We start from the raw sequence: 22,746 nt of genomic DNA on the forward strand, positions 1-22,746 counted from the left end.
CTTGCCTTTCATTAACCGGAAGGAGACCTCCTATGAGAAAGGTTACGATATTCATCCTTATCGCGATGACGGCGCTTCTCAGCGCTTGCTCGCAAGAACGCGCGAACCCGAAAGCCGAGGCCGCGGAGAAAAAACCCGAACAACCGGACAATCTCGTGTTCGTCGAAGGCGGCCCTTTTACGAATAAAACCTCCAATTTCTTCGGCAAAAGCGTCACTCTATCGAATTTTTATATCGGCAAATACGAGGTTACCCAGAAGGAATGGCTCGATGTCATGGGGAATAATCCCTCCGTCATAAAGGGAGGCAATCAGCCGGTAGAGATGGTCAGTTGGTACGACGCTATCGAATACTGCAACGAAAGAAGCCTTAAAGAGGGCTTAGAACCTTATTATGACGTGAACCGCAACAAGACCGACCCGAATAACAAGAGCGATAACGATAATCTGAAATGGACCGTAACGATCCGCGAAGGAGCGAACGGATATCGCTTGCCGACGGAGGCGGAGTGGGAATATGCCGCGAGCGGAGGCACGTTGAGCAAGAATTACCCGTACAGCGGAAGCGACGATGCGAACGAGGTCGCCTGGTACTGGAGGAATTCCGGAGATCAATTCTTGTCGGGCGATTGGAGCTGGCCGGCAATCGAGAATAACCGCGGCGGCACGAAGGCGGTCGGAACCAAGAGCCCCAACGAGTTAGGCTTATACGACATGTCGGGCAACGTCAGGGAATGGTGCTGGGACTGGTATAAGGACGCGGACAGCGAGAGCGGCATCTTCCGGGTGGTCAAAGGCGGAGGCTGGATCGGAGATGTCAGCAACGACGAGGTTTCCTTCCGGGGCAAGTTCGAGGCGAACGGCTATGGGCCGGATCAAGGGTTCCGGGTGGTACGAGGGGAATAAGGAGGGAAGTCCGAGCGGCGGCAGAGCTGCCCGGACTTTCGTCCTTTTATTCGTTTATGCTCCGCAGCCCGTAACGCGACAGAGCTTTGGCCGCGGACTCGTTCATTCGGGACCGGAGCCGCGCGTTCTCTTCGATTCTTACGCGCAAGCCGAGGAAGCGAATCTTGGATAAGAGAAACTCGCTCTCGTCCGACGGATAGGCGACATGAATTCGGTAGGTATCGGATGCATCGTCGTAGGATACCGACTTCTCGAAGCAGGAGAAAGCATACAAGATTCGGGATAATTCCGCGTTGTAGGATGGAACGACTTGAATGACGGCCGTCTCCCGACGCTGGTCAAGCAAACGCTCCAGACGCTCTCGAAGCTCGGCGACTCGTTCCTCGGGCAGCGCCGTTTCCTCCGCGTCCAAGATATTTTGCAGCTTGGTGGACATCAGCGAACGGTTGCGGGTGCAATACCATTGCAGGTACCATTCCCGTTTGACCATGTTGTATTCAAGCTTATACGGCAGACCGGACTGGCCGGCTTTCACCCCGCCGCCCTTGATTCGATAAGAGAGTCGAATCCCCCGATTCAGCATGATCGTCCGGCGGAGGGAGCGCAGCAGCGGATGATAGACTTGCCGCTCGCGGCTCTTGGCCTTCTCCATGATGATCTCGCGAATCCCGGTGGAAGCCTCGGCTTGCAGGAGCTGTCGAAGCGTACTCAGAGTCCCTGGGGCAAAAGCGTCGTTCGACGCCGGGTGCTCCAGCATCGTCTTGAGCCAAGTCCGTTCCTGCGAGGTGAGCGCGAAGGAGCCGGCTTCGTCGAGGCGAGCGATGATCTGAAAGTTAAAGATCTTCTCGAACAGGTTCATAATACTTCTGAATCTCCTTCCACTCCGCGATAAACTCCTTCCGAAGCCAAGCCGGCTCCAGCACCTCGCAGCTCGACCCGAAGCTTCGCAGCCAAGGCTTGATCTCGTAGATTCCGTTGACGGTAATCTCGTATAGGAACGACGCTTCGGATTCTTCCGTAATGGTCCCCCACTGCCCTTGCGCTTCGACCCGTTCGCGAACGAAGTTGGCGCCGGACCGATCGGGGTTGAAGAAGCGCGCCGCAACCTTTACGGGACGCAGCGTATCCGTCACCCAACTGGTGCCCATCTGCTCCTCGAGAAGGCCCAATCTCCGGGAGAAGTCCTCCTCCGGGACGACCTCGCCTTCTTCGATCTGAGTCAAACCTTCCATCCGGAATTTCATGACGCCAAGCCGCGAGCTGTGCCCGATCAAATACCAACGCCCGTATTGATGATCGTACACGACCCGCAGGGGGAGAACGGACTGCATATGGCCCTCCGTCTCCCGCTCGAAGAGAGGGTTCGTATTCTGGGAGGCGTAGTTCTTGCCCTTCTTCGGCGAGAGATAGAGGAAGCTCAGCTTCTTGCGCTGCTGAACGGCCTTGAAAATGGTAAATAGATGCGCTTCATCGAGAATGCGAGAGTGGTAATGATACTTATATCGATGGGTCTCCATCGCTTCCGGGTCCATGCCTCGCCGGCGCAGAGCTTTCTTGAGAGTGTCGCGCAATAAATATCCTTGTACGGAAGGAACCTGCGTATTGGCTAGAACATCGACGTAGTCGAACAGATCCAAGAGTTCGTCGTCCGACAGCGTATTGACGAGATCGTTGGCAGCCTTGTATTTATAAGGCCGCTTCTCGTCCGTGCGGACGATCACCCCGACTTCCTCGAGGTACTTCAAGTCCCCGCGCACGGTCTTCTCGTCGGGAAGCGGGTAATCCTCCGGCATCTGCTCGAAGAGGATGTCCTGCAGTTCCTTGGCGGTCCGCACATCCGTCTGGAGCGCCGTCAATAGCAGAGTAAGCCGGATGCTCTCCGTTTCCTTGAGCGACTTGGCGCGATACAAGAAGAGGAGCAGCGGATCGGCGGATTCGTAGTAATTGTAGCGAAGGCCGTCGGCCAGCTCGGCTCCTTGCTCGTTCGGGAGGGTCTGCTGCAGGGTGCCGAGCATCTCCTTAAGGTTCCGGACCGTCTTGTCATAGGTGTGCACGGAGATGCCGAGCCGGTCGGCGAACTGCTGCCTGCTGTACGCGCCTCCGGCTAACGCCAGCATGCGAAGGAATTGAATCTCTTTATCGAAGCTTTCACGAGCCACTCGCTTCTCCTCCAGCCTGTTCGGAATCGGTATGTTCTTCATTTTAACAATCGGGATTGCTGGGGGAAATGGAAAATTTTTAACCGTCGCCATACTTTCGCCCTGTTCGCGGCTCTCCGTTTCGTCGATAATCAAGTTGTGAAGCCGAGGCCGCAAGGCGCGGATCCACATCACGGAGGGTTCCGTGAATCCAATTAACTTTGAAGAGAAAGGAGTGCGGCAGCATGCGCGAGATGAATCGACTCGAATGGACGTTTAATCCGGAGTACTTAGAGCAGCCGTTTATTAATGAGCAAGAGAGCAACGAAACGCATGACTTCCTCCTCCAATCTTATAAAGGCATTCTTTACAGGCGCAGACCCGTCCCGGTTCGTCGGTTGTTGTTCTCCACAGCCTGACTCCGTTAGAGGTCGTCTACATAAGCGTTGATGTAAAGACTGCTTGATGCCGAGCGGTCTTTTTCTATGGCTGGAATAGCCGTGGAGAAGGACTCGGAGGCAAACGGTAGTCTTTTTCTTATGGAGCTTGATCGCTGCCGAGTCGCTGATTTCCTGCAGTCTTGTAGGTGTTGAACGGCAATGGGATAGCTCCGCTATATGGATGGGCCAAATCACAAAGACTGCCGCAGACGGCGGTTGACAGATGGCGGGGAATACCCGCGCCTATCCGCCACGGCGTGGTGGTGAAACTGGATGAACACACGGGCCTTTCAAGTCCGGATCTGCGGGTTCGAGCCCCGTCCACGCCTCCAATTCCATAGGGTTGTAGCTCAGCGGTAGAGCGCCTGATTGTTAATCGGGTCGTCGCAGGTTCGAGCCCTGCCAACCCTGCCAAACTTTAGATCGAAAGGAAGAAGCCGCACTTTGCTTATGGATAATATTTCTCCGTCGTCATACTTCCGCCATGTTCGGAGGGCCGAGGATGAGCGAAGATAGAAGCATGAAGACGAGGTAAGGCAATAACCGTTGAGGCGCATGGAAGGGTTACTTCGACTTTTAATCGGCTTGTCGTTGGTTCGAGTCCAACTCCCGCCGGTAGGCGGGATAGCTCAGTTGGTAGAGCAGCATGTACCTTTCCGCCGCATTTCCTCAATGGGATTAACAAGTCGCCGGCGAAGCGCCGGGGAGGGTTACTCCGACACTTTAGGGTAGTGAATGGGCTTTATGGCAGGTTCGAGTCCTGCAATTAACCTTCCCTCTTCTTCTTCGCCGGTTCAATTAAGGAGGCTATAAAGATGAGCATCGCAAAGAAATTGTTTTCGGCGATCAAGCCGAACATGACAAACCGAGACGGCTATCCGGCTTTTGCCCGTTCCGCGGAAGAGCAGTACGTGCAGACGCTGGTGACCAATACATTCGGCAATACGTTCTATGCCGATCAGCAAGAGCTGCTGGCGGAAGCGGATGGGCTGCATCGCGAGATGGCGCAGAGCAATCCGCAATTCATGGCCAAGGCTCTGGTCTACGCAAGAAACGAAGGATACATGAGGCTGCAGCCCTTATACGGCCTAGCAATTCTGTCGGCATATCGTCCGGACTTGTTCGCCAAGGTCTTCTTGCAGGTCGTGAGAATTCCTTCGGACCTGACCGACTTCCTGACCATCCTGCAAGGAATGGGCAGAGGGGAAGGCGGCCGGGCGGTCAAGCGGCAGGTGAACCGATTCCTGAGCGGCGTATCCGAGTACTGGGCCATCAAGTACAATGGCCGCGGCCGCGGCTACAACCTGGGCGATGCGATCGCGACGGCTCACCCGAAGCCCGCCGACCTGAAGCAGCAAGCGCTATTCCGCTACCTTCGCGGCCAGGAGGCCAACCTGACTCTTCTTCCTCAAGTAGAGGCCTATGAGCAATTGAAGCGTGCGGCTACCGAGGCGGAACAGCTGCATTGGATCGAGACCGGCAAGCTGCCTCACGAGGTCGTAACCGGCGCGGTCAAGCCGACCAAGGCGGTATGGGAAGCGTTGATCGACCAGATGCCGACGTTCGCGCTGCTGCGCCATCTCAACACTCTCGATCGGTCCGGCACGCTCGACAACCGGTACAACATGGAGAAGGTCGTCGCCCGACTGACCGACCAGAGGGCGCTGCAGAAGGCGAAGATTCTGCCTTTCCGGTTCGCCAAGGCTTTCCGTCAGGTACAGGATTCGCAGCTTCGGGATGCCCTGCGGGATGCGGTCGAGTACACCTTCGCCAATCTGCCCGAGCTCGAAGACCGGACGGCCATCTTCCTGGACATCTCCGGATCGATGAACGGCGAGTACCTCCAGATCGGTTCGGTATTCGCGCTGGCGTTGTATAAGAAGACTCAGGGCAACTCCCTGTTCTGGCTGTTCGACACCGAAGTCGAGGATGCGAAGCCGTCTCGCCGGGACAGCATTCTGTCGCAAGCGGACCGCATCCATGCCCGCGGCGGCACGGATACCGGAGCGCCGGTGCGCAAGCTTCTGGCCGAACGCCGCAAGGTCGATCAGATCGTTATCATCACGGATGAACAGCAGAATAGCGGAAGTCCGTTCTATAAGGCTCTGCTTCAATACCGTACCAAGGTAAACCCGAACGTCAAGGCGTTCATCATCGATATCGCGCCTTACCGCAGCGCCATGGTTCCGCCGCAGGACCGCCATACGTTCTACATCTACGGCTGGAGCGATACCGTGCTGAGCTACATCGCTCAGACGGCCAAGGGCTATGATTCGATGGTTCAACAAATCGAAGCTATTCCTATAGAATCCGACTTATAGGAAAGGTGATAACATATGCAAGCCATTAGAGAGACGATCATGGAACAGTTGGATCTTCTTGAGCGGCAAGAGCAGATCCGTATCCTATACGCATGCGAATCCGGAAGCCGGGCATGGGGATTTCCGTCCAAGGACAGCGATTACGATGTTCGCTTCCTCTATGTCCGGAAGCCGGACTGGTATCTATCCCTATTCGAGAAAAGGGATGTCATCGAGCGGCCCATTAGCGACCGGCTGGATATCAGCGGATGGGACCTGCGCAAAGCGCTCAACCTATACCGCAAATCGAACCCGCCTCTGCTCGAGTGGCTGATCTCGCCCATCCGGTATGCCGAGAGATACGGCATAGCGGAGCAGCTTCGAGAGATCTCGCCGCTAACGTTCTCTCCGAAGTCGAGCATGTATCACTATCTGCACATGGCTCGCGGCAACTATAGGGACTACCTGCAGGGAGAGCGGGTCCGAATCAAGAAGTATTTCTACGTACTCAGGCCAATCCTGGCTTGCGAATGGATCGAGCGTTACGGAGAGATGCCTCCGATGGAATTCGACGTTCTGGTCGAACGGCTCCTTCCGAAGGAAGGACCGTTATGGGGCGTCGTCCAGCAGCTCCTCGCCCGCAAGAAAGCCGGCGATGAATTGGACTATGAACCGAGGCTCAATCCAATCAACGATTATTTGGAAGAGCGGATTCAACATTTGGAGAGCAGCGCAGCGGAGAGCAGGGCGTCCGAGTGGAAGGCGGATGAACGTCTGGACTCGATGTTCCGATCGACTCTGCGTGAAGTATGGAATTGATGGAGGAAGGAAGTAGGTTAAGAAAATGGCTTATCAAACGATAGATGGAGTGCGAGTCTGGGGCGAACCCGATCCGGGCGCGCTGTCCCAAGCGAAGACGTGCGCGGAGCACGGGAACGTGGTGCAGGCGCTGCTCATGGCGGATCACCACAAGGGCTACAGCCAGCCGATCGGCGGCGTCGTCGCTTACGACGGGCAGATCTCCCCTTCTGGAGTCGGCTACGACATTGCGTGCGGCAATAAGGCGGTCCGGACGAATCTGCTCGCCGCGGATATCAAGCCGAGATTGTCCGTCGTCATGGACCAGATCGCCCGCAAGGTTTCTTTCGGCGTCGGCCGCGTCAACAGCGAGAAGGTGGATCATGAGCTGTTCGACGATCCGGACTGGAGCGTATACGCCGATGTCGGCAAGCGGGAGCACGACAAGCTTAAGGCACTGGCTCGGGATCAGCTCGGCACGGTCGGCAGCGGCAATCACTTCGTGGATCTGTTCGAAGAGATAGGAACGGGCCGGCTGTGGATCGGCAATCATTTCGGGAGCCGAGGCTTCGGTCACAAGACCGCCAGCGGCTTCCTGAATCTGGCCGCCGGGCGGGAGTTCCTTGCGAATGCGCCGGGCGAGAAGATGGATCAACCGCCCGTGCTGCTGGACCTGGACAGCGAGCTTGGCGACATGTACTTCCGCGCGATGAAGCTTGCCGGACGTTACGCGTACGCCGGCCGGGATTACGTGATCTCGCAGGTGCTCTCCATTGTCGGGGCCGCGGCGGACATGGAGATCCATAACCATCACAACTTCGCGTGGCGGGAGAATCACAACGGCAGGGATACCATGGTCATCCGCAAGGGGGCGACGCCGTCGTCGCCGGGCCAGCTTGGCTTCATCGGGGGAAGCATGGGGGATATCTCGGTCATCGTACGCGGAAAGGATACGTCGGAGAATCGAGATTCCTTCTACAGCACCGTGCACGGAGCGGGACGGATCATGAGCCGCACGCAAGCGGCGGGCAAGATGAACTGGAAGACTCGCTCTCGCTCCGGCGGGCAAATCTCCGCGGAGCAAATGAACCGTGCGGTCCGCGACTTCGGAGTCGAACTGCGCGGCGCGGGAACAGACGAGAGCCCGTTCGTCTATCGCCAGCTTCAGGACGTGCTGGACGCGCATGCGAATACGATCGAGGTGCTGCACGTCTTGAGGCCGATCGGGGTATGCATGGCCGGGGCGGACGAGTTCGACCCGTACAAAGACTAGATAGATTGATCTTGATCCATGCAAGAACCCGCCTTCGGCCTTTGTGCCGTTGGCGGGTTATGGATGGTTAGATAAAGATTTTGCCCGTACATCCCGTTGTTGGGAATTGTTTGCATCCATAGAATTCTTTCTTGGGACCTTTTCTTTTTACCATAGGCGAGCCGCATAGAGGACAAGGGATTTCGCCCAGGCACTCCGTATTCAGAGCGCGGAAGAACTGCTGAAAGCTGCCCCGGGTATGTTGGGTTACAGATTCTCTAGTAATTCCGTTCTCGTCCATATCAAGAACTTCGATGACGAGAATCATATCGCTGTCTCTAGTGCCTGCATCCGCGTAATTGACAAGATATAAGGTGGCATTCAGAGCTCTTGCGATTCTCCAGAGCGAGAGAAACTTGCTCTTGTTCTTATCCCAATATTTACTCGGATGACTGGTATGAGGATTCACGTCATCCCGTTGTTCGCACTTCAGGTATTCGAAGATGATGAATCCTTTGTCGGGATGATGCTGGATCCTCTCGATATTAACGGCCGCCGTCGGATTCCCGTCCAACATCTCTCTGGCGAACTCGAAGCCGCTTACATCATCATGGCCCAATGGTTTGCTATGCGACATCCTTTTCCCCTCCAGACGTGTGCTCTATCAATTATATAGGATATGGTAGAATATCCCAAGCCTAATCCGAGAGATTTCGACACATTCAGCCATCTGCCTATTTCGCAGGATTCTTTTTTCCTTCTTTTGAACTATACTTGGAGATAGCAAGTGAGATTCTCCATGCGGGTGATTAGATGAGCCTAGCCGTAATCAAGGACTTTCTGCTGCAGATATCCTTTATCGCCTTTCCGGTGTTCTCGATTCAATTGATTCTTATCGAGAAGGCTGAGAAGGAGCGTCTCATCAGGCTTGTCCTCACTGTCCTGTTCGGGCTCTCCCTCTTGATCTGCATGTCTATTCCCGCTTATGCGGACTCCGATTTTCGTCTGGATATCCGGGCCATTCCTCTGCTGCTAGGGACGCTGTACGGCGGCAGAAGAACAGGACTTATCCTGGCGGCCGCGATCGCCCTGTACCGCCTATCCTTCGGAATGGACTTAGGTTTGTTGTTGACCGTCATCGTGCTGGCTGTCTGCATGCCTGCGATTCTGTATTATCAACAGGCGTTCGCCCGGTCCGAACGCGGCAGGAAGCTGCTCATCGCGCTTTCCCTCGCTTCCTTCTACAGCCTTGTCGGGGTTCTCTTCAACATCATCCTCCGAGGTTTCTCTCCGCCGGTATTCCAAGTGCAGCTTCTTCATTACGTCCTATCCCTCGTCGTCCTCTCTCTATTCATCTCCCTGAACGAATCGATATCGAACATGCTCCGGAGGAACCGGCAGCTGCAAGCGGATGCCCATGCCGCGGAGATCGCCCTTCTGCGTTCGCAGATCAAGCCGCATTTTCTCCACAATGCCTTGAACTCCATCGCCTCCCTCTGCATCGACGAACCGCAGAAAGCGCAGGATTTGACGTTGGAATTCTCGCGATACTTGAGAGGAAGCTTTAACTTTCAAACGTTGGATACTCTGACTCCCTTGCAGCACGAGCTAGATCTGGTACAAGCCTATGTGAATATAGAGAAGGTGCGTTACGGACAAAGGCTGAGGGTGGAGTTCGACGTGAACGCCGATCCTCGGCTTCCGATCCCCCCGATGATCCTGCAGCCGCTTGTCGAGAACGCTATCCGGCACGGCGTGACGCGCAACGTGCAAGGAGGCACCGTCAAAGTGTCCATTCGTCAGCAAGCCGACGATTCGGTCAGCATCAGCGTTGAGGATAACGGTTGCGGGATTGCCGAATCCAAACGGTTGGAGATCATGGAATCAGGATCGCAGAAGCAGGGCTTCGGGTTATGGAACATCAACCAGCGCTTGAAGCTGCTCTACGGCCAATCCATCACGATCGACAGTGCGGTCGGAATCGGGACGAAGGTGTCGTTCCGCACGAACTGACAGACTTCCCGCGGCTCCTCTGTTATTCTCTGGTCAAGCAATGCTTGTATGAGATGAAGGAGGGCTTCGAATGACGAATGCAAAGCGGATCTCGGATCTAACGAGCTATACTTCCATTCTTCCTTATGACAGCGAGCTTTACGGCGTGTACCAGTCTCTGATCGGATGGAAGTCGAAGAGGCAGGCCAATCGAATGAAGGACGCGTATGAACAAGAGAGCTTTGCTCTCCTGTCGCGGCTGGCTCCTTACTTCGAGCTCAGGGAGCGAATCGACTTTAATGCCGATTTCTTCATCGAAGACGTCGTCTTGGGGCCGGCGTCGTTCAGCAGACCTCGCGTGGTGCAGCAGGATCAGTCGATTCTTCTTGAGAAGATAGGAGAAGCTCTGTCATCCTACGGCAAGCCGGTAGACGACATTGGAGATTGGGATCATCTCATCGGTTACGATGCGTTGAAGAAACTTCTGAACGACGTCGTGCTGCCCTACTACAGAGATCTATCGATAGAACGCGGCAGGAAGGTACATCAATTAGAGCCAACTGCCGGAGAATCCGATGAATCGTTCCGGCAACGGCAGCTTGCATACGGAAGCCAAATTCAGAGCGAGATTCGGAAGCTTATCGAGACCGATGCGCAATATGCGGGAGTCATTCAAGCCTTAATCGAGAACAAACGGTCGGATGAGCTGAGAAAAATATTTTACGTTAATTCGGACAAAGACGTGGAGCAAGCGTTCAAAGACGCGTTGGCAACAACGAATTCGAGTTACGAGGATCCTTATCTGACCTTCGATCCGAATAAGGATGTGAAGGATGTTTCTTTATCGCCTCTAGGCATCGTTCATTTGTTCCGTCAATATTTCTTCGAATTGGATACTTTCCTCGGCACGCCTACCAGCCATGTTTGGCTCAGTCCGGGAGCCTCCGTCGAGCTGATCGAGACAAGCTCGCGCAAGATCACCACGGAGAAGATCGTCGAGACCTCCCTTGAGACGGACCAGAAAACGGAGAGCAGCTCGACCGATCAAGACGATATCAGCGAAGCGGTCAAGCAAGACAACAAGAACGACATGAAGCTGGGAATTACGACCACCGCGAAGCAATCCTGGGGGACCGGAAGCGTCACCGCCACGGGAAGCCTGAACATGGATCAAACCCAGCAAGTGGCGAGAGAAGACACGCACAAGAAGATGAGGCAGCAAACGCAGAAGCTCTCGACGGAGATCCGCCAGAATTACAAGTCTACTTTCCGGACGGTAACGGAAGTGACGGACACTTCAAGCAAGCGGTACCTATTATCGAACACGTCTAAGAACCTGATCAACTATGAGCTGCGGAGGAAAATGAGGCAGATAGGCGTACAAGTTCAAGACGTCGGCACTTACCTCTGCTGGGAGACGTTCGTGGACGACCCCGGCGAGCAGCTTGGCCTGGCCAACCTGATTCATATCGCCCAGCCGGCCGAACTGGTCTCGGTTCCGGACCACACGCGGATCCCTTATCCCGAGGACCAGCTTGTCTCTCTGAAAGTGAATGCATCATGGAACTTCGGGGAGTCCCGGAAGCGCGGCTTCGTGATGCTGACGCCTCTCGATCTGCCATTCGCGCCGGAAGGGTTGGAGCTCCGAAGGGAGCCCGAAGGGACGATCATCCCGGCTTATCAGGTCTCGGGAGCGGGAACGGACTTCACCGGCATCTGGGCGTTCGGGGTCCGATTCGCGGAGAAAGGGGAACTCCAGCTCGGAGTGATAGCGGGCGACGGCGGAATCGAATGGGATAAGCAGATCAGCTTCGTCGTTAATGTCGTACTGACTTATACCGCCAGCAACGCGACCAAAGCCAATATCGACCTCTTGAACCAACAGAAGAATACGGCGGCCGCAGCCGCGACCGAAGAGAATCTGCGCAAGACCAAGGAAGCGCTGCTCAAGGATTCCAAGGAACGATTGGAGATCGTGCGCGGCCTCTCCAAACGCAGCTTCGAGGATTTGCGCGAGGAAGAACGCATCATCGTTTACCGGAATCTGCTTCGTTCCTTGATGTCGGATTTTCAATACGGCCATGCCGACGACCGAAGCCGCCACGTCCTCTCCGAGCTGATCAACTCTATTTTCGATATCGATAAAATGCTGTATTTCGTCGCGCCGGAATGGTGGAAGCCGAGAATCGAACAGCCGAGCTTATTTACGCTGCGGACCAGATTGAACAATCAGATCATCTCCTGGTCCCGCGGCGACCACAGGCCGGACAATTATTGGATCACCGAGAAGACGGCGCCGGCTCCGATGGGCAGCTCGCTTGGCTGGCTGCTGCAGCTTGACGGGGACAATCTGCGGAATGCTTTTCTTAATGCGCCTTGGGTCAAAGCGGTGATCCCGATTCGTCCCGGCAAAGAGCAAGCGGCGCTTCAATGGCTGCAGTCCGTGAACGTAGAAGGATCGGAAGGACTGGATGACCATTACACCGCTTCCGATGAGGAACTGGATTCGATTCGGGTTAAGCTGGGGATGGATCCGGCGGAGACGGTCACCATTCGGAATGCCATCGATTCCTTATGCAAGGACGTAGCGGAGAAGAATAAGGAATCCACCCAGCGCAAGACGTATCCGGAGACGGAGACGAATCCCGACGATAAAGTAACGACGACTCCCGTGCAGAAGGTCTATGAGCATGGGTTCTATCCGTTGCAAGGGGGATTCCGCTTCGACCCGAACGATCCCGACAAGGATCCGAACAATAAGGATAAGAATTTCGCCGTCTTCGACCAATGGATCGAAGTGCTGCCGACCGACCAAGTCGTCCCGGTCGAGGTGGCCTACGATCCCAAGACGGGCAGGCAACTCTAAAGGGATAATGGAGGGAAACAGCCGTGGGAATTCCGATAGTCATCCGGATGGTGGACGTCCTGGATCAGCCGCTTCCAAGCGATGCTTCCGTCTCCATCCAGCTGGAGACCCCTTCCGAGATTCTGTCCCATGCGACGACGATCTCCGAGCCCTTCGGCTTGACGCCGTCCTCCGAGACGAAGAGATTGACCGTTACGGTCGAGCATCCCGACTATGCTTCCCAGCGAGTGACGGTCCTGCTCGGTACCGAACCTTACTATTGGGATAATCGCGGCTGCGAGCTCGTTAAGAAGCAGGCCGGCTATGAATTGAAAATTACCTTGGGGAGGGTTCGGCAAGCGCCGGTCACCCCTCCTCCCTGGGGAGAGAAAACCAGCGGCGACAAGCCCGGAGCGTTCTCCTTGCAGGAACAAGGCAGTCCCAAGCGTTATGCTGTCCTAGGTTCGATGCTTCGTACGGATACGGTAGTGCGAATGCTGGAAGACTCATCGGCGGGCAGAATCGCGGGAACCATCCTATCCGAGGCGTCAAAAGAGGGCTGGGGCCGGCTTCATACGAAGGATTCGCAACCTATTATTCCGGAGGATCACGGCGGATTCTTATGGCTGGAGTACGGCGGCGTAACCGGCAAGCGCCTTGACGAACCCCGTTTCCTGATCGCGGTCTGGGCGCCCTCGCTCAAGGAGAGGATTCCGGAAGAGGGGCTGGATTATATCGTCTTCTTCAGTCCCAGCACGGCGGCCGAGGGCTATCCGCGCTCGGCCTACCCTTTCCGGTCCAACTATCCCTATGTCGTCTCTCCGAAGGATACCATGTCTCAGCCCTATCTTAATCTCGCTTACCGCTACCTGTTCGGCAGCGGGGTGCTGGTGCAGCAGTCCATTGCTTCCGGCAAGCCCGCAGTCGTTGTCATGCCGATCTTCCCGGCCGTGCCGGATAACCCGAAAGCTGCGGAGCTGATGTGGCAGCCGTTCAACTCCCAAGAGGGGCTGCACCGGTTGTTGCTGGAAATCTCGCAGTTCCTCCATGGCTTCGGTTACAAGGACGGCTCCGACTTTAGGCGCTGGCAGGGGGCTTCCGCTCCCGAGGACGGAATGCCCGAGATGCCCGGACCAACCGCTATGAGTTCGGTCAACCAGCCGAGACCGAAGATCCGGAAGGTGACGGTTGCCGGGTTCAGCAGCGGCGTCAGCGGCGCATTGCGGGTTATCGACAACGTCAAGATCAAGGATGCCGGAAGATTTCCATCTGCATTCTTCGGCATCCCCAACGCTTCATCTGGCAGAGAGTTTGCCGAACTTTGGAGCGAGATATGGGACCTCGACTTCTCTCTTAACGAAGCGCTGACAGCGATAAAGAGAGAGACGCTCGAGAAGAAATTGATCGCATGGTTGAATTCCGGCAGAGACAAACGGCGTCTGCGCATGTACCATTCCGGCTATACCATAGGAAATGTCCGCCCGTCCCAATTGTTTCCCGCGCTCGCCGCGCTTCGCAAGATCGTGACGGTACCCCCCGCGGCCGGGAATGCCTGGGCCGAAGAATGGAGAGATCCGGACGAACGCTGGTCGCTCGCTTGCTTCAGCACGTCATACCTGCTGGCAAGCGTCTCGACCCCGGACATCAAGCCTGTCATGCCCCTCACCACGGATAGTAATGCGAATAATGTCGTTCACCCGTTCACCTGCGCGCTAGGCTTCGGTCATGCCTCCAAGTTAAGATAGCAGTTTCAAGGCGGTGCCTACACGGGCGCCGCCTATGTTATTATGGAAACATGTGTAAATGCGTTTGGAATAGTACCCATATGCACGGCCAAGGAAGGAGCCGCCATGAGAATCTACTTCACGGTCAAAAGCGTCGGCAAGAGAAAGCCGATTCTTACGAGAAAAGAATATGCGCTCGCCTCCGCTCCGGACACTCTGCGAGACTTGATAGCGGATATCGTCATCCGTCAGGTACGAGAGTTCAATGATCGTGCAGAGGGCTCGCAGCTTCTCTCCTTTATGCCCGAAGAAGAACTGACAGGGCGGGGAGAGGAAGGCAAGATCGGCTTCGGCTCGCGGGTTGACGACCGGCAGGCGAACGAGGAAGAGGCGGTTCGAGCGGCATGGAGCGCCTTTGAGGACGGGCTCTACCGGGTATTCATCCGCGAGGAGGAAGTGCCGGAATTAAGCTCCAAGCTGGAGCTTCAGGACGGGGACGAAGCGGCATTCATCAAATTCACGATGCTGGCCGGGAGAACTCGGCTTTGGCTTTGGTAATGGAGGGAATCGATATGGACGGCCATCAAGCAAGCGAGCGGACGAAGAAGCTGGAATCTCTGATCGCGGGGCATCTTCGCCAGAATGCTTTTTACCGCGAACCTCGAATTGCAGATATCGCCAAGATATTGGATAGGCATCAGGAGGAAGGCAACGGAGATTCCTACTTCGAGCCTCTAATTGCCGTTCTTAAGCAGCATTGCGACGACTATCTGGTAGACGTTTACCGGTACGTCACCGAGCGCCTGACCGAGTATCCCTACAGCACCGGGTATATGCGCAAGCCGTTCCGAACGAAGAATGTGCGGGTTCATGTGGAACGCGCGGTCTATCATCTATTCGCTCTCTATGATTTGTCCCGCTTGGGCTTCTCGCTGATGGAGTATCTGACGAGGCAGGATCAGGCCGATCACGGGATCATCGCCTACGTTCTGGCTTACGAGCTGGATCGGGATAATCGCGAAGTCTATGAGGCTCTTCAGGAGATCTGCTTCGGCGAGAACAACACGGCTCTCCTGAATCGGGCAATGATAAGAGGCATCGTTCACAGCCATCATTCGGAGGCTCATCAGTTGCTCGGCCAGATGTTGATCGCGGCGCGATTGCAGGAAGGGCTTCGACAGAGCATCTTGGAGTCGATGGATGACGGTACGATCGAAGCTTTCCGGTATCTGCTTCAAGTCATTATCGAGCAGGAACTCATTCGGTACAGCTCCGTCGTTCGCGCGCTGGACGTATGGACGGGCCTTGCGCTGGAAGCGGCGAATACGAGAGTGGTCAAGCAATGCGTCGAGTACGCTCAGGCATGCTTGAACGATGAGCGGCTGTGCCAAGAGTGGGCGGGCAGCACCGATGTCCATAAGCTCTACTTCGCCTTGTGGGGTACCGCCGTAAGGGAAGAGGAACAGCTTCCCGATCTCTTCCGGCAGATTCGGGAACACGGCTCCATGTATCAGCAGATCGTCGCACAATATTTCCTCGCGAGAAGCCAGAACGACAAGCTTCGTTTCGCGCTCGCCATTCCTTATCTGGAAGCCGCCCATACGGATCTGGAGCTTCAGTCTCTTGTCCTCTCGAATTATGGCAACCGTTACGCGGACCAGCAGTGGTACGACCCGAATGAGGATCCGGAGACTAGCAAGCCGATCGTCGATCGGATAACCCTGTTGGAAAATAAAGCGGAGCGCCTGCGTCATTTCGAGCTGTTTAGAAAAATGTTGGACGGGATGCCGAAACCGGAAGTGACGGGAAAGTCGAGGGTCTTCGATTGGATGACCTATTCCGTCTCCGCCGACGACATCGCGAACCGGATGCTTTATCTGGCGGCGTATGATTTAAATCCGGATCTGATCAGTCAGATGATCGGCCTTAAGGATCGAATCGGCGCGGAAGTCCGCGGCATGCTGCTTCGCAAATTCGTCCGGGATGCATCGAAGGAGGAGCAGAGGCGGTTCCTTCTGGAGTCTCTGTCCGATAAGAGCCTGACCATTCGGGAGAACGCCTTGCATCGAATTGCGGAGTTCGACTTAACGGCGGAGGAGCTCGAACGGGTACAGGATCTGCTGAAGCTGAAGACAGGCTCGCTTCGCCAGAGCGCGATGAAGGTGCTGCTGAAGCAGCCTCCCGAGCAAGTGGAGCGTTCGATTAAGGCGCTGCTGGCAAACCAGATGGAACTGCCGCGTCTAGGAGCGCTGGAGATGCTCTGCGTCTTGAAGGAAGACAAGGAGCAGGCCTCCTTGTTCGGACGGGTCAGAAGCTTGGCTTCGATGATCCAAGAGCCGACGGACAAAGAGCGTCCGTTGGTCGAACGGCTGCGGACGATGGAGCAGAAGGGACTGCTAAACGGGTTCGGCGGCTTATACGACCCTAACCAGGGCAACCGACTCCCTCCTCTCTCCGAAGTTTCGGACGAGACGGCGCGCGGCTTTTTCCAGATGCCGATCGAGAGAATTCAAACGTTCCTTCAAGGCTTGTCGGACTTGATCCATGAGCATAGGGAGTACGAGTATACCGTCGATCGTTATGGAGGCCAGAGGGAAAGCTATCTGCTTGGAGCCCATCTGGAGCGGCTGAACGGATACCATCGGTTGGATCCGGGCCAGACCCATCTGGAACAGTTCCCGCTGTCGGATGCATGGGAAGCCTACTTGCGGAAGAGCGGCTTGACGGTTGGGGAGCTTTCCCAGCTTGCCTTCTACTTCGCCGCCGAATCGGATTACCGATATCTCGGGGGCAAGCGCATCGGATGGGACGGCAGTTGGCACGAGGAGCTGGGAGATTGGGGGAAGGAATTCTACGGGGAGATCTATCCGGCGGCAACGATGGAAGCTTTCTATGAAGAGAGTCATCGCATGCCGTACCGGGATCAGGTTCGCTCTCTGGTCTTGGCTTTCTATCAGGACAGCGACAAGGCGGCACGATTCTCATTGGCAAGCGCCCTATGGAATCGAATCCTTCACTTCTTAAGAGAGAAGAAGCTGGTTGCCGGCGCCATCGCATGGGAACGGTTGTCCGAGCCTTGGCAATCGTGGGCAGAGGATGCCATCTATGACGATCGAACCTTCGCCGAATACTTCTCTCTAAGGCTTACCAAGGACAAACTTACGGCCAATGGAGATTATCATCTGGACTTGGAGAAGTTCGTGCGAGCAAGGGATCTAGATATCATCGACGATGAAGAACTGTACCAAGAGCTGTTGGCCCGGGAGCATCGCAGCCAGAACCATATGAGAACAATGACCTGGCAGAAGGGAAACTTCGAGCAGAAGCATCCGACGATTAGAAGGTTCAAGGAGAAGGTTCTTAAGGTCATCCTGGAGCTTGAGTTGAATCGCGGCGACCTGCCGACGGACGTCTCGGAGCTCGCGATGGGCATCGACTATTTCGAAGGGCTGGATACCTTCTCGGCGATCCTGACCGCCCTCGACAAGGAAGCGTTCGTACGCGGCTATATCTACAGCGGTCATACGAAGAAGGAAGCGCTCAGCCATCTGCTTCGCGTGTGCCATCCCGCTGAGGGAGACAACGTTCAGCGCCTTAAGGATGCGCTGAAGGGGAAGAAAATCTCCGAGAAACGGCTGCTGGAGGCGGCGATGTACGCTCCTCAATGGCTCGAGCTCGTGTCCGAGTATCTGGGCTGGAAGGGACTGCGAAGCGCCGCGTGGTACTTCCATGCGCACGTTAACGAACACTTCTCCGCGGAGAAGGAAACGATCGTCGCCCATTATTCGCCGATCTCTCCCGCGGATCTGAACGACGGCGCCTTCGACATCGCATGGTTTAAAGAGGCCTACGAGGAATTAGGCGAGAAGAGATTCAACGTGCTCTATCAATGCGCCAAGTACATCTCCGCGGGAGCCAATCACCGCCGATCCCAGCTGTTCGCGGACGCCGTTCTGGGCCGGCTCGATCCGACAGAGATGAAGGCGACCATCCAGGCCAAGCGCAATCGGGATCACTTGCTGAGCTACAGCCTGATTCCGATCGGCAGCGACCGCGGTCGGGACGTTCTGGAGAGGTATGAGTTCATCCAGCAGTTCCTGAAGGAGAGCAAGAGCTTCGGCTCGATGCGAAGCGCCAACGAGTCGAAGGCGGCGGCCGTCGCTCTGGAGAATCTGGCCCGGAATGCCGGATACTCGGACATCGTCCGTCTCAAGTGGGAGATGGAAGCGAGGAAAATCGAAGAGATTCGGCCCATGCTCGAACCGGAGGCGGTCGAGGATATGGAAGCCAGAATCGCCATCGATGAGAACGGGCGCGCCGAGCTTGAGATTTCCCGCGACGGGAAGCCGATTAAATCTCTTCCGTCCAAGGCGAGCAAGCACCCTTACATCGTCACCTTGAAGGAGACGATCGGCGGTCTAAGGGAGCAGTACAGAAGAGCGAGAGTCGAGTTCGAGCGGAGCATGGAAGCGGGGGACGGCTTCACCGGCAAGGAGCTTGCCAACCTGGCGGGCAACCCGGTTCTGGCGCCGATCCTTCATAAGCTCGTCTTCCAGTGCGGCGATAGGCTTGGATTCTATGAGAACGGACGGCTAGTCGGCGTGCCGGGAATCTCCTCGGATGCTTCTGGGGCTATCGAGGAGATTGCCGCCGATGAACTTCTTGTCATTGCTCACCCTCTGCACCTCTACCGAAGCGGAGAGTGGAGCCTCTATCAGAAGCATCTGTTCGACAAGCGGATCAAGCAGCCGTTCAAGCAAGTGTTCCGGGAGCTGTACCTGCTTAACGCCGACGAGCGGGAGAGCGGGGCAAGCTCGGGCCGCTACGCGGGCCACCAGGTTCAGCCGAAGCGGGCGGCTGCCTTGCTGAAGAGCAGGCAGTGGACGGTCAGCTACGAAGAGGGACTGCAGAAGGTGTACCACAAGGAGAATATCATCGTTCAGCTGTACGCCCGCGCCGATTGGTTCTCGCCGTCGGAGGTCGAAGCGCCGACGCTGGAGGCCGTGACGTTCCTCGACCGCAGAACCTATGAACCGGTGGAATTGAGCCGCGTACCCGCCCTTGTTTTCTCGGAAGCGATGCGGGATGTCGACCTGGTCGTCAGCACGGCGCACGTCGGCGGGGTCGACCCGGAAGCAAGCTTGACGACGATCGAGCTGCGCAAGGCGATCGTAACGGAGTCGCTGCGTCTGCTGAAGATCGCGAACGTAAGGCTGGAAGGGAATTTTGCCAGAATCTCGGGTTCGCTTGGCGAGTATGGCGTACACCTCGGAAGCGGGAGCGTGCAGAAGATGGCGACCGGCTCCCTGTTTATCCTGGCGGTGCACTCCCAGCATCGCGGCCGGCTGTTCCTCCCGTTCATGGACGAGGACCCTAAGACGGCGGAGATCCTGTCCAAGATCGTGATGCTGGCTCAGGACACGAAGATCAAGGACCCTCAGATTCTGGAGCAGTTGAGGTCGTAAGAGAGGCAGGCAATGCCATGTTAGATCAACAATCGGAAATAAGCTTAAGCAAGCTGATGACCAAGATCCTGAGGCATGCTCCGGAGGAGTTCGGAGTTGCCCTGGATCCGGAGGACGGCTCGTGTCCGGTCGGCGCTTTGTTGGAGGCCATCCGAACCCAGCCCAAGTGGCAATGGGTTCGGGAAGAAGATATCGGGCAAGCGGTGCGGAACTCGGATAAGCAACGATTCGTTATCGAGAACGGGCGAATCCGAGCCAGATACGGACATAGCCATGATAGAATTCATTATTCTCCGGGCGAGCCCCCGACCATCCTCTATCATGGTACGAACAAGAAGGCCCTGCCGTCGATTCTGGCGGATGGGCTGCGCCCGATGAACAGGCAGTACGTACATTTGTCGGAGGGAACGCATTTTGCGACCTTGGCGGGAAGCCGAAGAGGGGAACTAGTCATCCTCAAGGTGGATACGGCGGGCGCCAAAAAGTCGGGAGTCGCGTTCTATTACGCAGGCAATGAAGTGTGGCTTGCGGACAGCGTGCCGTCCGCCTGCTGTTCGGTATGGGACAAACAGAATGAGGAGAGTTAGTGAATGAACAGTCAAACCATAGACATCGGAGTCAACCTGATGCATCGCTCGTTCCATCCGGATCGCGAGCAAGTCGTCGAGAGGGCGGCAGCCGCCAACGTATCGCCTCTCATTATTACGGGCACCAGCTTAAGAAGCAGCCAGGAAGCGGCCCGTTATGCGGAGCGTTATCCGGGGAAGCTGTACTCGACGGCGGGAGTCCATCCGCATGACGCCAAGAGCTGCAACCCGGATACGATGACGAAGCTCCGGGAGCTGGCGGTTCAGCCGCAGGTCGTCGCCATCGGGGAGTGCGGGCTTGACTATAACCGGGACTTCTCCCCGCGGGACGCGCAGCGCAAGTGGTTCGGGGAACAGATCCGGTTGGCGCTCGAGCTGGATATGCCGCTCTTCCTGCACGAACGGGACGCTTTCCCGGACTTTGTCTCGATCCTTCGGGAGCACGGAGCCCCCAAAGCCGTCGTGCATTGCTTTACGGGAACCTATGCCGAGCTCAAGGCATACTTGGATATGGGACTCTATATCGGGATCACCGGCTGGATCTGCGATGAGCGAAGAGGCCGTCATCTGAAGGATCTGATCAAGATGATTCCGCTGAATCGTCTAATGATCGAGACGGACGCACCGTTCCTCACTCCGCGGGACTTGAAGACCAAGCCGGCGGACGGAAGGAACGAGCCCGCCTTCTTGCCGCATATCGTTCAAGCCATTGCTCGCAGTCTCGGGAGATCCGCAGAGGAGGTCGCCGAGGCGACAACGGCGACGGCGGCGCAGTTTTTCCTGAAATGAGGGGTTCATGTGACGGATGATCGTTTGTACGATCGGATCAAGGGCGGGTTGTACGGCGTTGCCGTCGGGGATGCCTTGGGAGGCACGACGGAATTCATGTCTGCCCTAGAGATTCGTTACCAGTATGGATATCTAAAAGAAATCATCGGCGGCGGGGTGTGGCAGTTGGAGCCCGGGGAAGTCACCGATGACACGATGATGACGTTATGCGTGGCGGAGGGAATTCTGGAGAACCCGGCGGATCCCAAGGAGCCGATCGGACGCCGTTTCCTGGAGTGGTACCGTTCCAAACCGAAGGATATCGGCAACATTATCCGTCACGTTCTGGGAATCTACGAGGGAGACTGGTTCGAAGCGGCATTCCTTGCGGATCTAGACCTGGGGCAGAGCGCGGGGAATGGTTCGCTCATGAGATGTCTCCCCGTGGCGTTAGCTTACGCGGACTTATCGGAGCTGGAACGCTTCTCAAGAATGCAGTCGAAGATGACCCACTATGACGAGCGGTGCAGCGAAGCTTGCGTCATCTATAACCGGATCGCCCGTCGGCTTCTTCTGGGCGAAGACATGAGAAGCTCGATTCGCGGCGAGGTTGCCGGAACCTTCTATGAGAATCAAATAGAAGAGCGGCCGGATTGCGCACCGAGCGGTTATGTGGTTCATACCTTCCGGTGGGTGCTTCACATTCTGCTTCATTCAACGGATTTCGGCGATGTCGTTCAGCAAGCGGCCAATTTAGGCGGAGACTCGGATACGATAGGGGCTATTGCCGGTGGACTCGCGGGAATCCATTATGGGTATGGGAGCATTCCATCGTCCTATTCGAACGCTATTCTGATCCAAGGCCGCTTGAATGAGCTCGCGCTCGATTTGCATGCTTTAAGAATGAGCCTATCTTAGACGGTTAGCTTGGCGATTGGCCTAAGGATAGATCCCGTGCTTTCCGAAGCTCGCGCTGCTGTGGATGGGGCTTCTTCTACGGTAAGTTGCAGCCCAATATCTGCGGGGTGATGCCCCTGATTTCCATTCTGGTTTTATAACGGAAATTTGCGACCCTTACAGGCGCAGATCGGCGTATTCTGGATTTTAACGGAAGCCACAGCCCTTATTTTGACAATAATCCTCTCGTCGAGGCTAATTAACTAATATAAGCGTCGCTCACTTCCGTTGCTATGAACGTTTTAGTCAAGCCCTTCGTATTTGTTCTGTTTTTACTCAAGCACTAGGCACAGGAGCAAATATGCGAGCGACGGTTGGCACGCTGCTATCCGTGGGTTGGTTACCACATTTTATGCCTTCGTCAGGGAGAGCAAGCGCTAGCTAGAAACGCACGTTCGACGAATCCTCGTCTAGTGCAAACGGAAAACGCGAATTCTCTCCTGAAACCTTCCATTTGCTCCTGGGCCTAATGCTCGAGCGGGAGCTTGTCAAGCGCATTCCTTGACAAGCGGTTCTCTATACGGAACACTGTCATTCCTTCCAACAGCTTGCTGTTGGAAGGAATGACAGTGTTC

At 55.9% G+C, this 22,746-nt stretch carries 15 protein-coding genes and 3 tRNA genes; 15 read left to right on the forward strand and 3 right to left on the reverse strand.

The window, feature by feature from the left end:
* The first annotated feature begins 32 nt into the window (after positions 1-32).
* Positions 33-905: a formylglycine-generating enzyme family protein gene (locus tag ELR57_RS25305; protein ID WP_126962270.1), complete on the forward strand. Its 873-nt coding sequence runs from the start codon at positions 33-35 to the stop codon at positions 903-905.
* A 46-nt stretch (positions 906-951) separates the two neighbouring features.
* Here ELR57_RS25305 and ELR57_RS25310 read toward each other — a convergent pair whose 3' ends face one another.
* Together ELR57_RS25310 and ELR57_RS25315 are read right to left on the reverse strand one after the other, a co-directional pair.
* Entirely contained in the window at positions 952-1,764 is an 813-nt protein-coding gene (locus ELR57_RS25310; protein ID WP_126962272.1) for a WYL domain-containing protein, read from the reverse strand.
* Positions 1,739-3,064 (reverse strand): helix-turn-helix transcriptional regulator, encoded by a 1,326-nt coding sequence (locus ELR57_RS25315; RefSeq protein WP_126962274.1) that lies wholly within the window; start codon positions 3,062-3,064, stop codon positions 1,739-1,741. The genes ELR57_RS25310 and ELR57_RS25315 overlap by 26 nt, the downstream gene beginning before the upstream one ends.
* 673 nt (positions 3,065-3,737) lie before the next feature.
* Here ELR57_RS25315 and ELR57_RS25320 point away from each other — a divergent pair.
* The 6 genes from ELR57_RS25320 (at position 3,738) to ELR57_RS25340 (ending at position 7,854) form a co-directional block, all read left to right on the forward strand.
* Positions 3,738-3,815 (forward strand) — tRNA-Glu (locus tag ELR57_RS25320).
* A 7-nt stretch (positions 3,816-3,822) separates the two neighbouring features.
* Positions 3,823-3,897: transfer RNA gene (locus ELR57_RS25325), tRNA-Asn, on the forward strand.
* Positions 3,898-4,033: 136 nt separating this feature from the next.
* Positions 4,034-4,098, forward strand: a tRNA-OTHER gene (locus tag ELR57_RS27980).
* Positions 4,099-4,298: 200 nt separating this feature from the next.
* Positions 4,299-5,804, forward strand: a complete 1,506-nt coding sequence (locus ELR57_RS25330) for a TROVE domain-containing protein (RefSeq protein WP_126962276.1) — start codon at positions 4,299-4,301, stop codon at positions 5,802-5,804.
* Positions 5,805-5,819: 15 nt separating this feature from the next.
* Complete coding sequence (locus ELR57_RS25335; RefSeq protein WP_126962278.1) at positions 5,820-6,602, forward strand: nucleotidyltransferase domain-containing protein; 783 nt, start codon at positions 5,820-5,822, stop codon at positions 6,600-6,602.
* A 25-nt stretch (positions 6,603-6,627) separates the two neighbouring features.
* Positions 6,628-7,854, forward strand: a complete 1,227-nt coding sequence (locus ELR57_RS25340) for an RtcB family protein (RefSeq protein ID WP_126962280.1) — start codon at positions 6,628-6,630, stop codon at positions 7,852-7,854.
* A gap of 67 nt (positions 7,855-7,921) precedes the next feature.
* Here ELR57_RS25340 and ELR57_RS25345 read toward each other — a convergent pair whose 3' ends face one another.
* Positions 7,922-8,470, reverse strand: a complete 549-nt coding sequence (locus tag ELR57_RS25345; RefSeq protein WP_126962282.1) for a topoisomerase DNA-binding C4 zinc finger domain-containing protein — start codon at positions 8,468-8,470, stop codon at positions 7,922-7,924.
* Between the two features lie 176 nt (positions 8,471-8,646).
* On the opposite strand from ELR57_RS25345, the gene ELR57_RS25350 reads away from it, so the two are divergent.
* From ELR57_RS25350 to ELR57_RS25385, 8 genes are all read left to right on the forward strand, one after another.
* Positions 8,647-9,846 carry a sensor histidine kinase gene (locus ELR57_RS25350; protein WP_126962284.1) on the forward strand — a complete coding sequence of 400 codons (1,200 nt, stop codon included), beginning with the start codon at positions 8,647-8,649 and terminating at the stop codon, positions 9,844-9,846.
* A 70-nt stretch (positions 9,847-9,916) separates the two neighbouring features.
* Complete coding sequence (locus ELR57_RS25355) at positions 9,917-12,691, forward strand: peptidoglycan-binding protein (RefSeq protein WP_126962286.1); 2,775 nt, start codon at positions 9,917-9,919, stop codon at positions 12,689-12,691.
* A 23-nt stretch (positions 12,692-12,714) separates the two neighbouring features.
* Positions 12,715-14,415: a hypothetical protein gene (locus tag ELR57_RS25360; protein ID WP_126962288.1), complete on the forward strand. Its 1,701-nt coding sequence runs from the start codon at positions 12,715-12,717 to the stop codon at positions 14,413-14,415.
* A gap of 105 nt (positions 14,416-14,520) precedes the next feature.
* Positions 14,521-14,952, forward strand: coding sequence for a hypothetical protein (locus ELR57_RS25365; protein ID WP_126962290.1), 432 nt, complete (start codon positions 14,521-14,523; stop codon positions 14,950-14,952).
* Complete coding sequence (locus ELR57_RS25370) at positions 14,940-19,859, forward strand: DUF4132 domain-containing protein (RefSeq protein ID WP_126962292.1); 4,920 nt, start codon at positions 14,940-14,942, stop codon at positions 19,857-19,859. The genes ELR57_RS25365 and ELR57_RS25370 overlap by 13 nt, the downstream gene beginning before the upstream one ends.
* A 17-nt stretch (positions 19,860-19,876) precedes the next feature.
* On the forward strand, positions 19,877-20,446 hold the full coding sequence (locus tag ELR57_RS25375) for an RNA 2'-phosphotransferase (RefSeq protein WP_126962294.1): 570 nt from the start codon (positions 19,877-19,879) through the stop codon (positions 20,444-20,446).
* A gap of 3 nt (positions 20,447-20,449) precedes the next feature.
* Positions 20,450-21,235, forward strand: coding sequence for a TatD family hydrolase (locus tag ELR57_RS25380; protein WP_126962296.1), 786 nt, complete (start codon positions 20,450-20,452; stop codon positions 21,233-21,235).
* A gap of 9 nt (positions 21,236-21,244) precedes the next feature.
* Positions 21,245-22,132, forward strand: a complete 888-nt coding sequence (locus ELR57_RS25385) for an ADP-ribosylglycohydrolase family protein (protein WP_238162691.1) — start codon at positions 21,245-21,247, stop codon at positions 22,130-22,132.
* Positions 22,133-22,746 lie beyond the last annotated feature (614 nt).

It is taken from the genome of Cohnella sp. AR92 (assembly GCF_003990975.1).
Classification (GTDB): Bacteria; Bacillota; Bacilli; order Paenibacillales; family Paenibacillaceae; genus Cohnella.

Coding starts and splice junctions, on each gene's coding strand:
- ELR57_RS25375 (WP_126962294.1), top strand. CDS start 19,877: ATGTTAGATCAACAATCGGAAATAAGCTTAAGCAAGCTGATGACCAAG.
- ELR57_RS25350 (WP_126962284.1), top strand. CDS start 8,647: ATGAGCCTAGCCGTAATCAAGGACTTTCTGCTGCAGATATCCTTTATC.
- ELR57_RS25335 (WP_126962278.1), top strand. CDS start 5,820: ATGCAAGCCATTAGAGAGACGATCATGGAACAGTTGGATCTTCTTGAG.
- ELR57_RS25365 (WP_126962290.1), top strand. CDS start 14,521: ATGAGAATCTACTTCACGGTCAAAAGCGTCGGCAAGAGAAAGCCGATT.
- ELR57_RS25330 (WP_126962276.1), top strand. CDS start 4,299: ATGAGCATCGCAAAGAAATTGTTTTCGGCGATCAAGCCGAACATGACA.
- ELR57_RS25340 (WP_126962280.1), top strand. CDS start 6,628: ATGGCTTATCAAACGATAGATGGAGTGCGAGTCTGGGGCGAACCCGAT.
- ELR57_RS25380 (WP_126962296.1), top strand. CDS start 20,450: ATGAACAGTCAAACCATAGACATCGGAGTCAACCTGATGCATCGCTCG.
- ELR57_RS25355 (WP_126962286.1), top strand. CDS start 9,917: ATGACGAATGCAAAGCGGATCTCGGATCTAACGAGCTATACTTCCATT.
- ELR57_RS25345 (WP_126962282.1), bottom strand. CDS start 8,470: ATGTCGCATAGCAAACCATTGGGCCATGATGATGTAAGCGGCTTCGAG.
- ELR57_RS25305 (WP_126962270.1), top strand. CDS start 33: ATGAGAAAGGTTACGATATTCATCCTTATCGCGATGACGGCGCTTCTC.
- ELR57_RS25310 (WP_126962272.1), bottom strand. CDS start 1,764: ATGAACCTGTTCGAGAAGATCTTTAACTTTCAGATCATCGCTCGCCTC.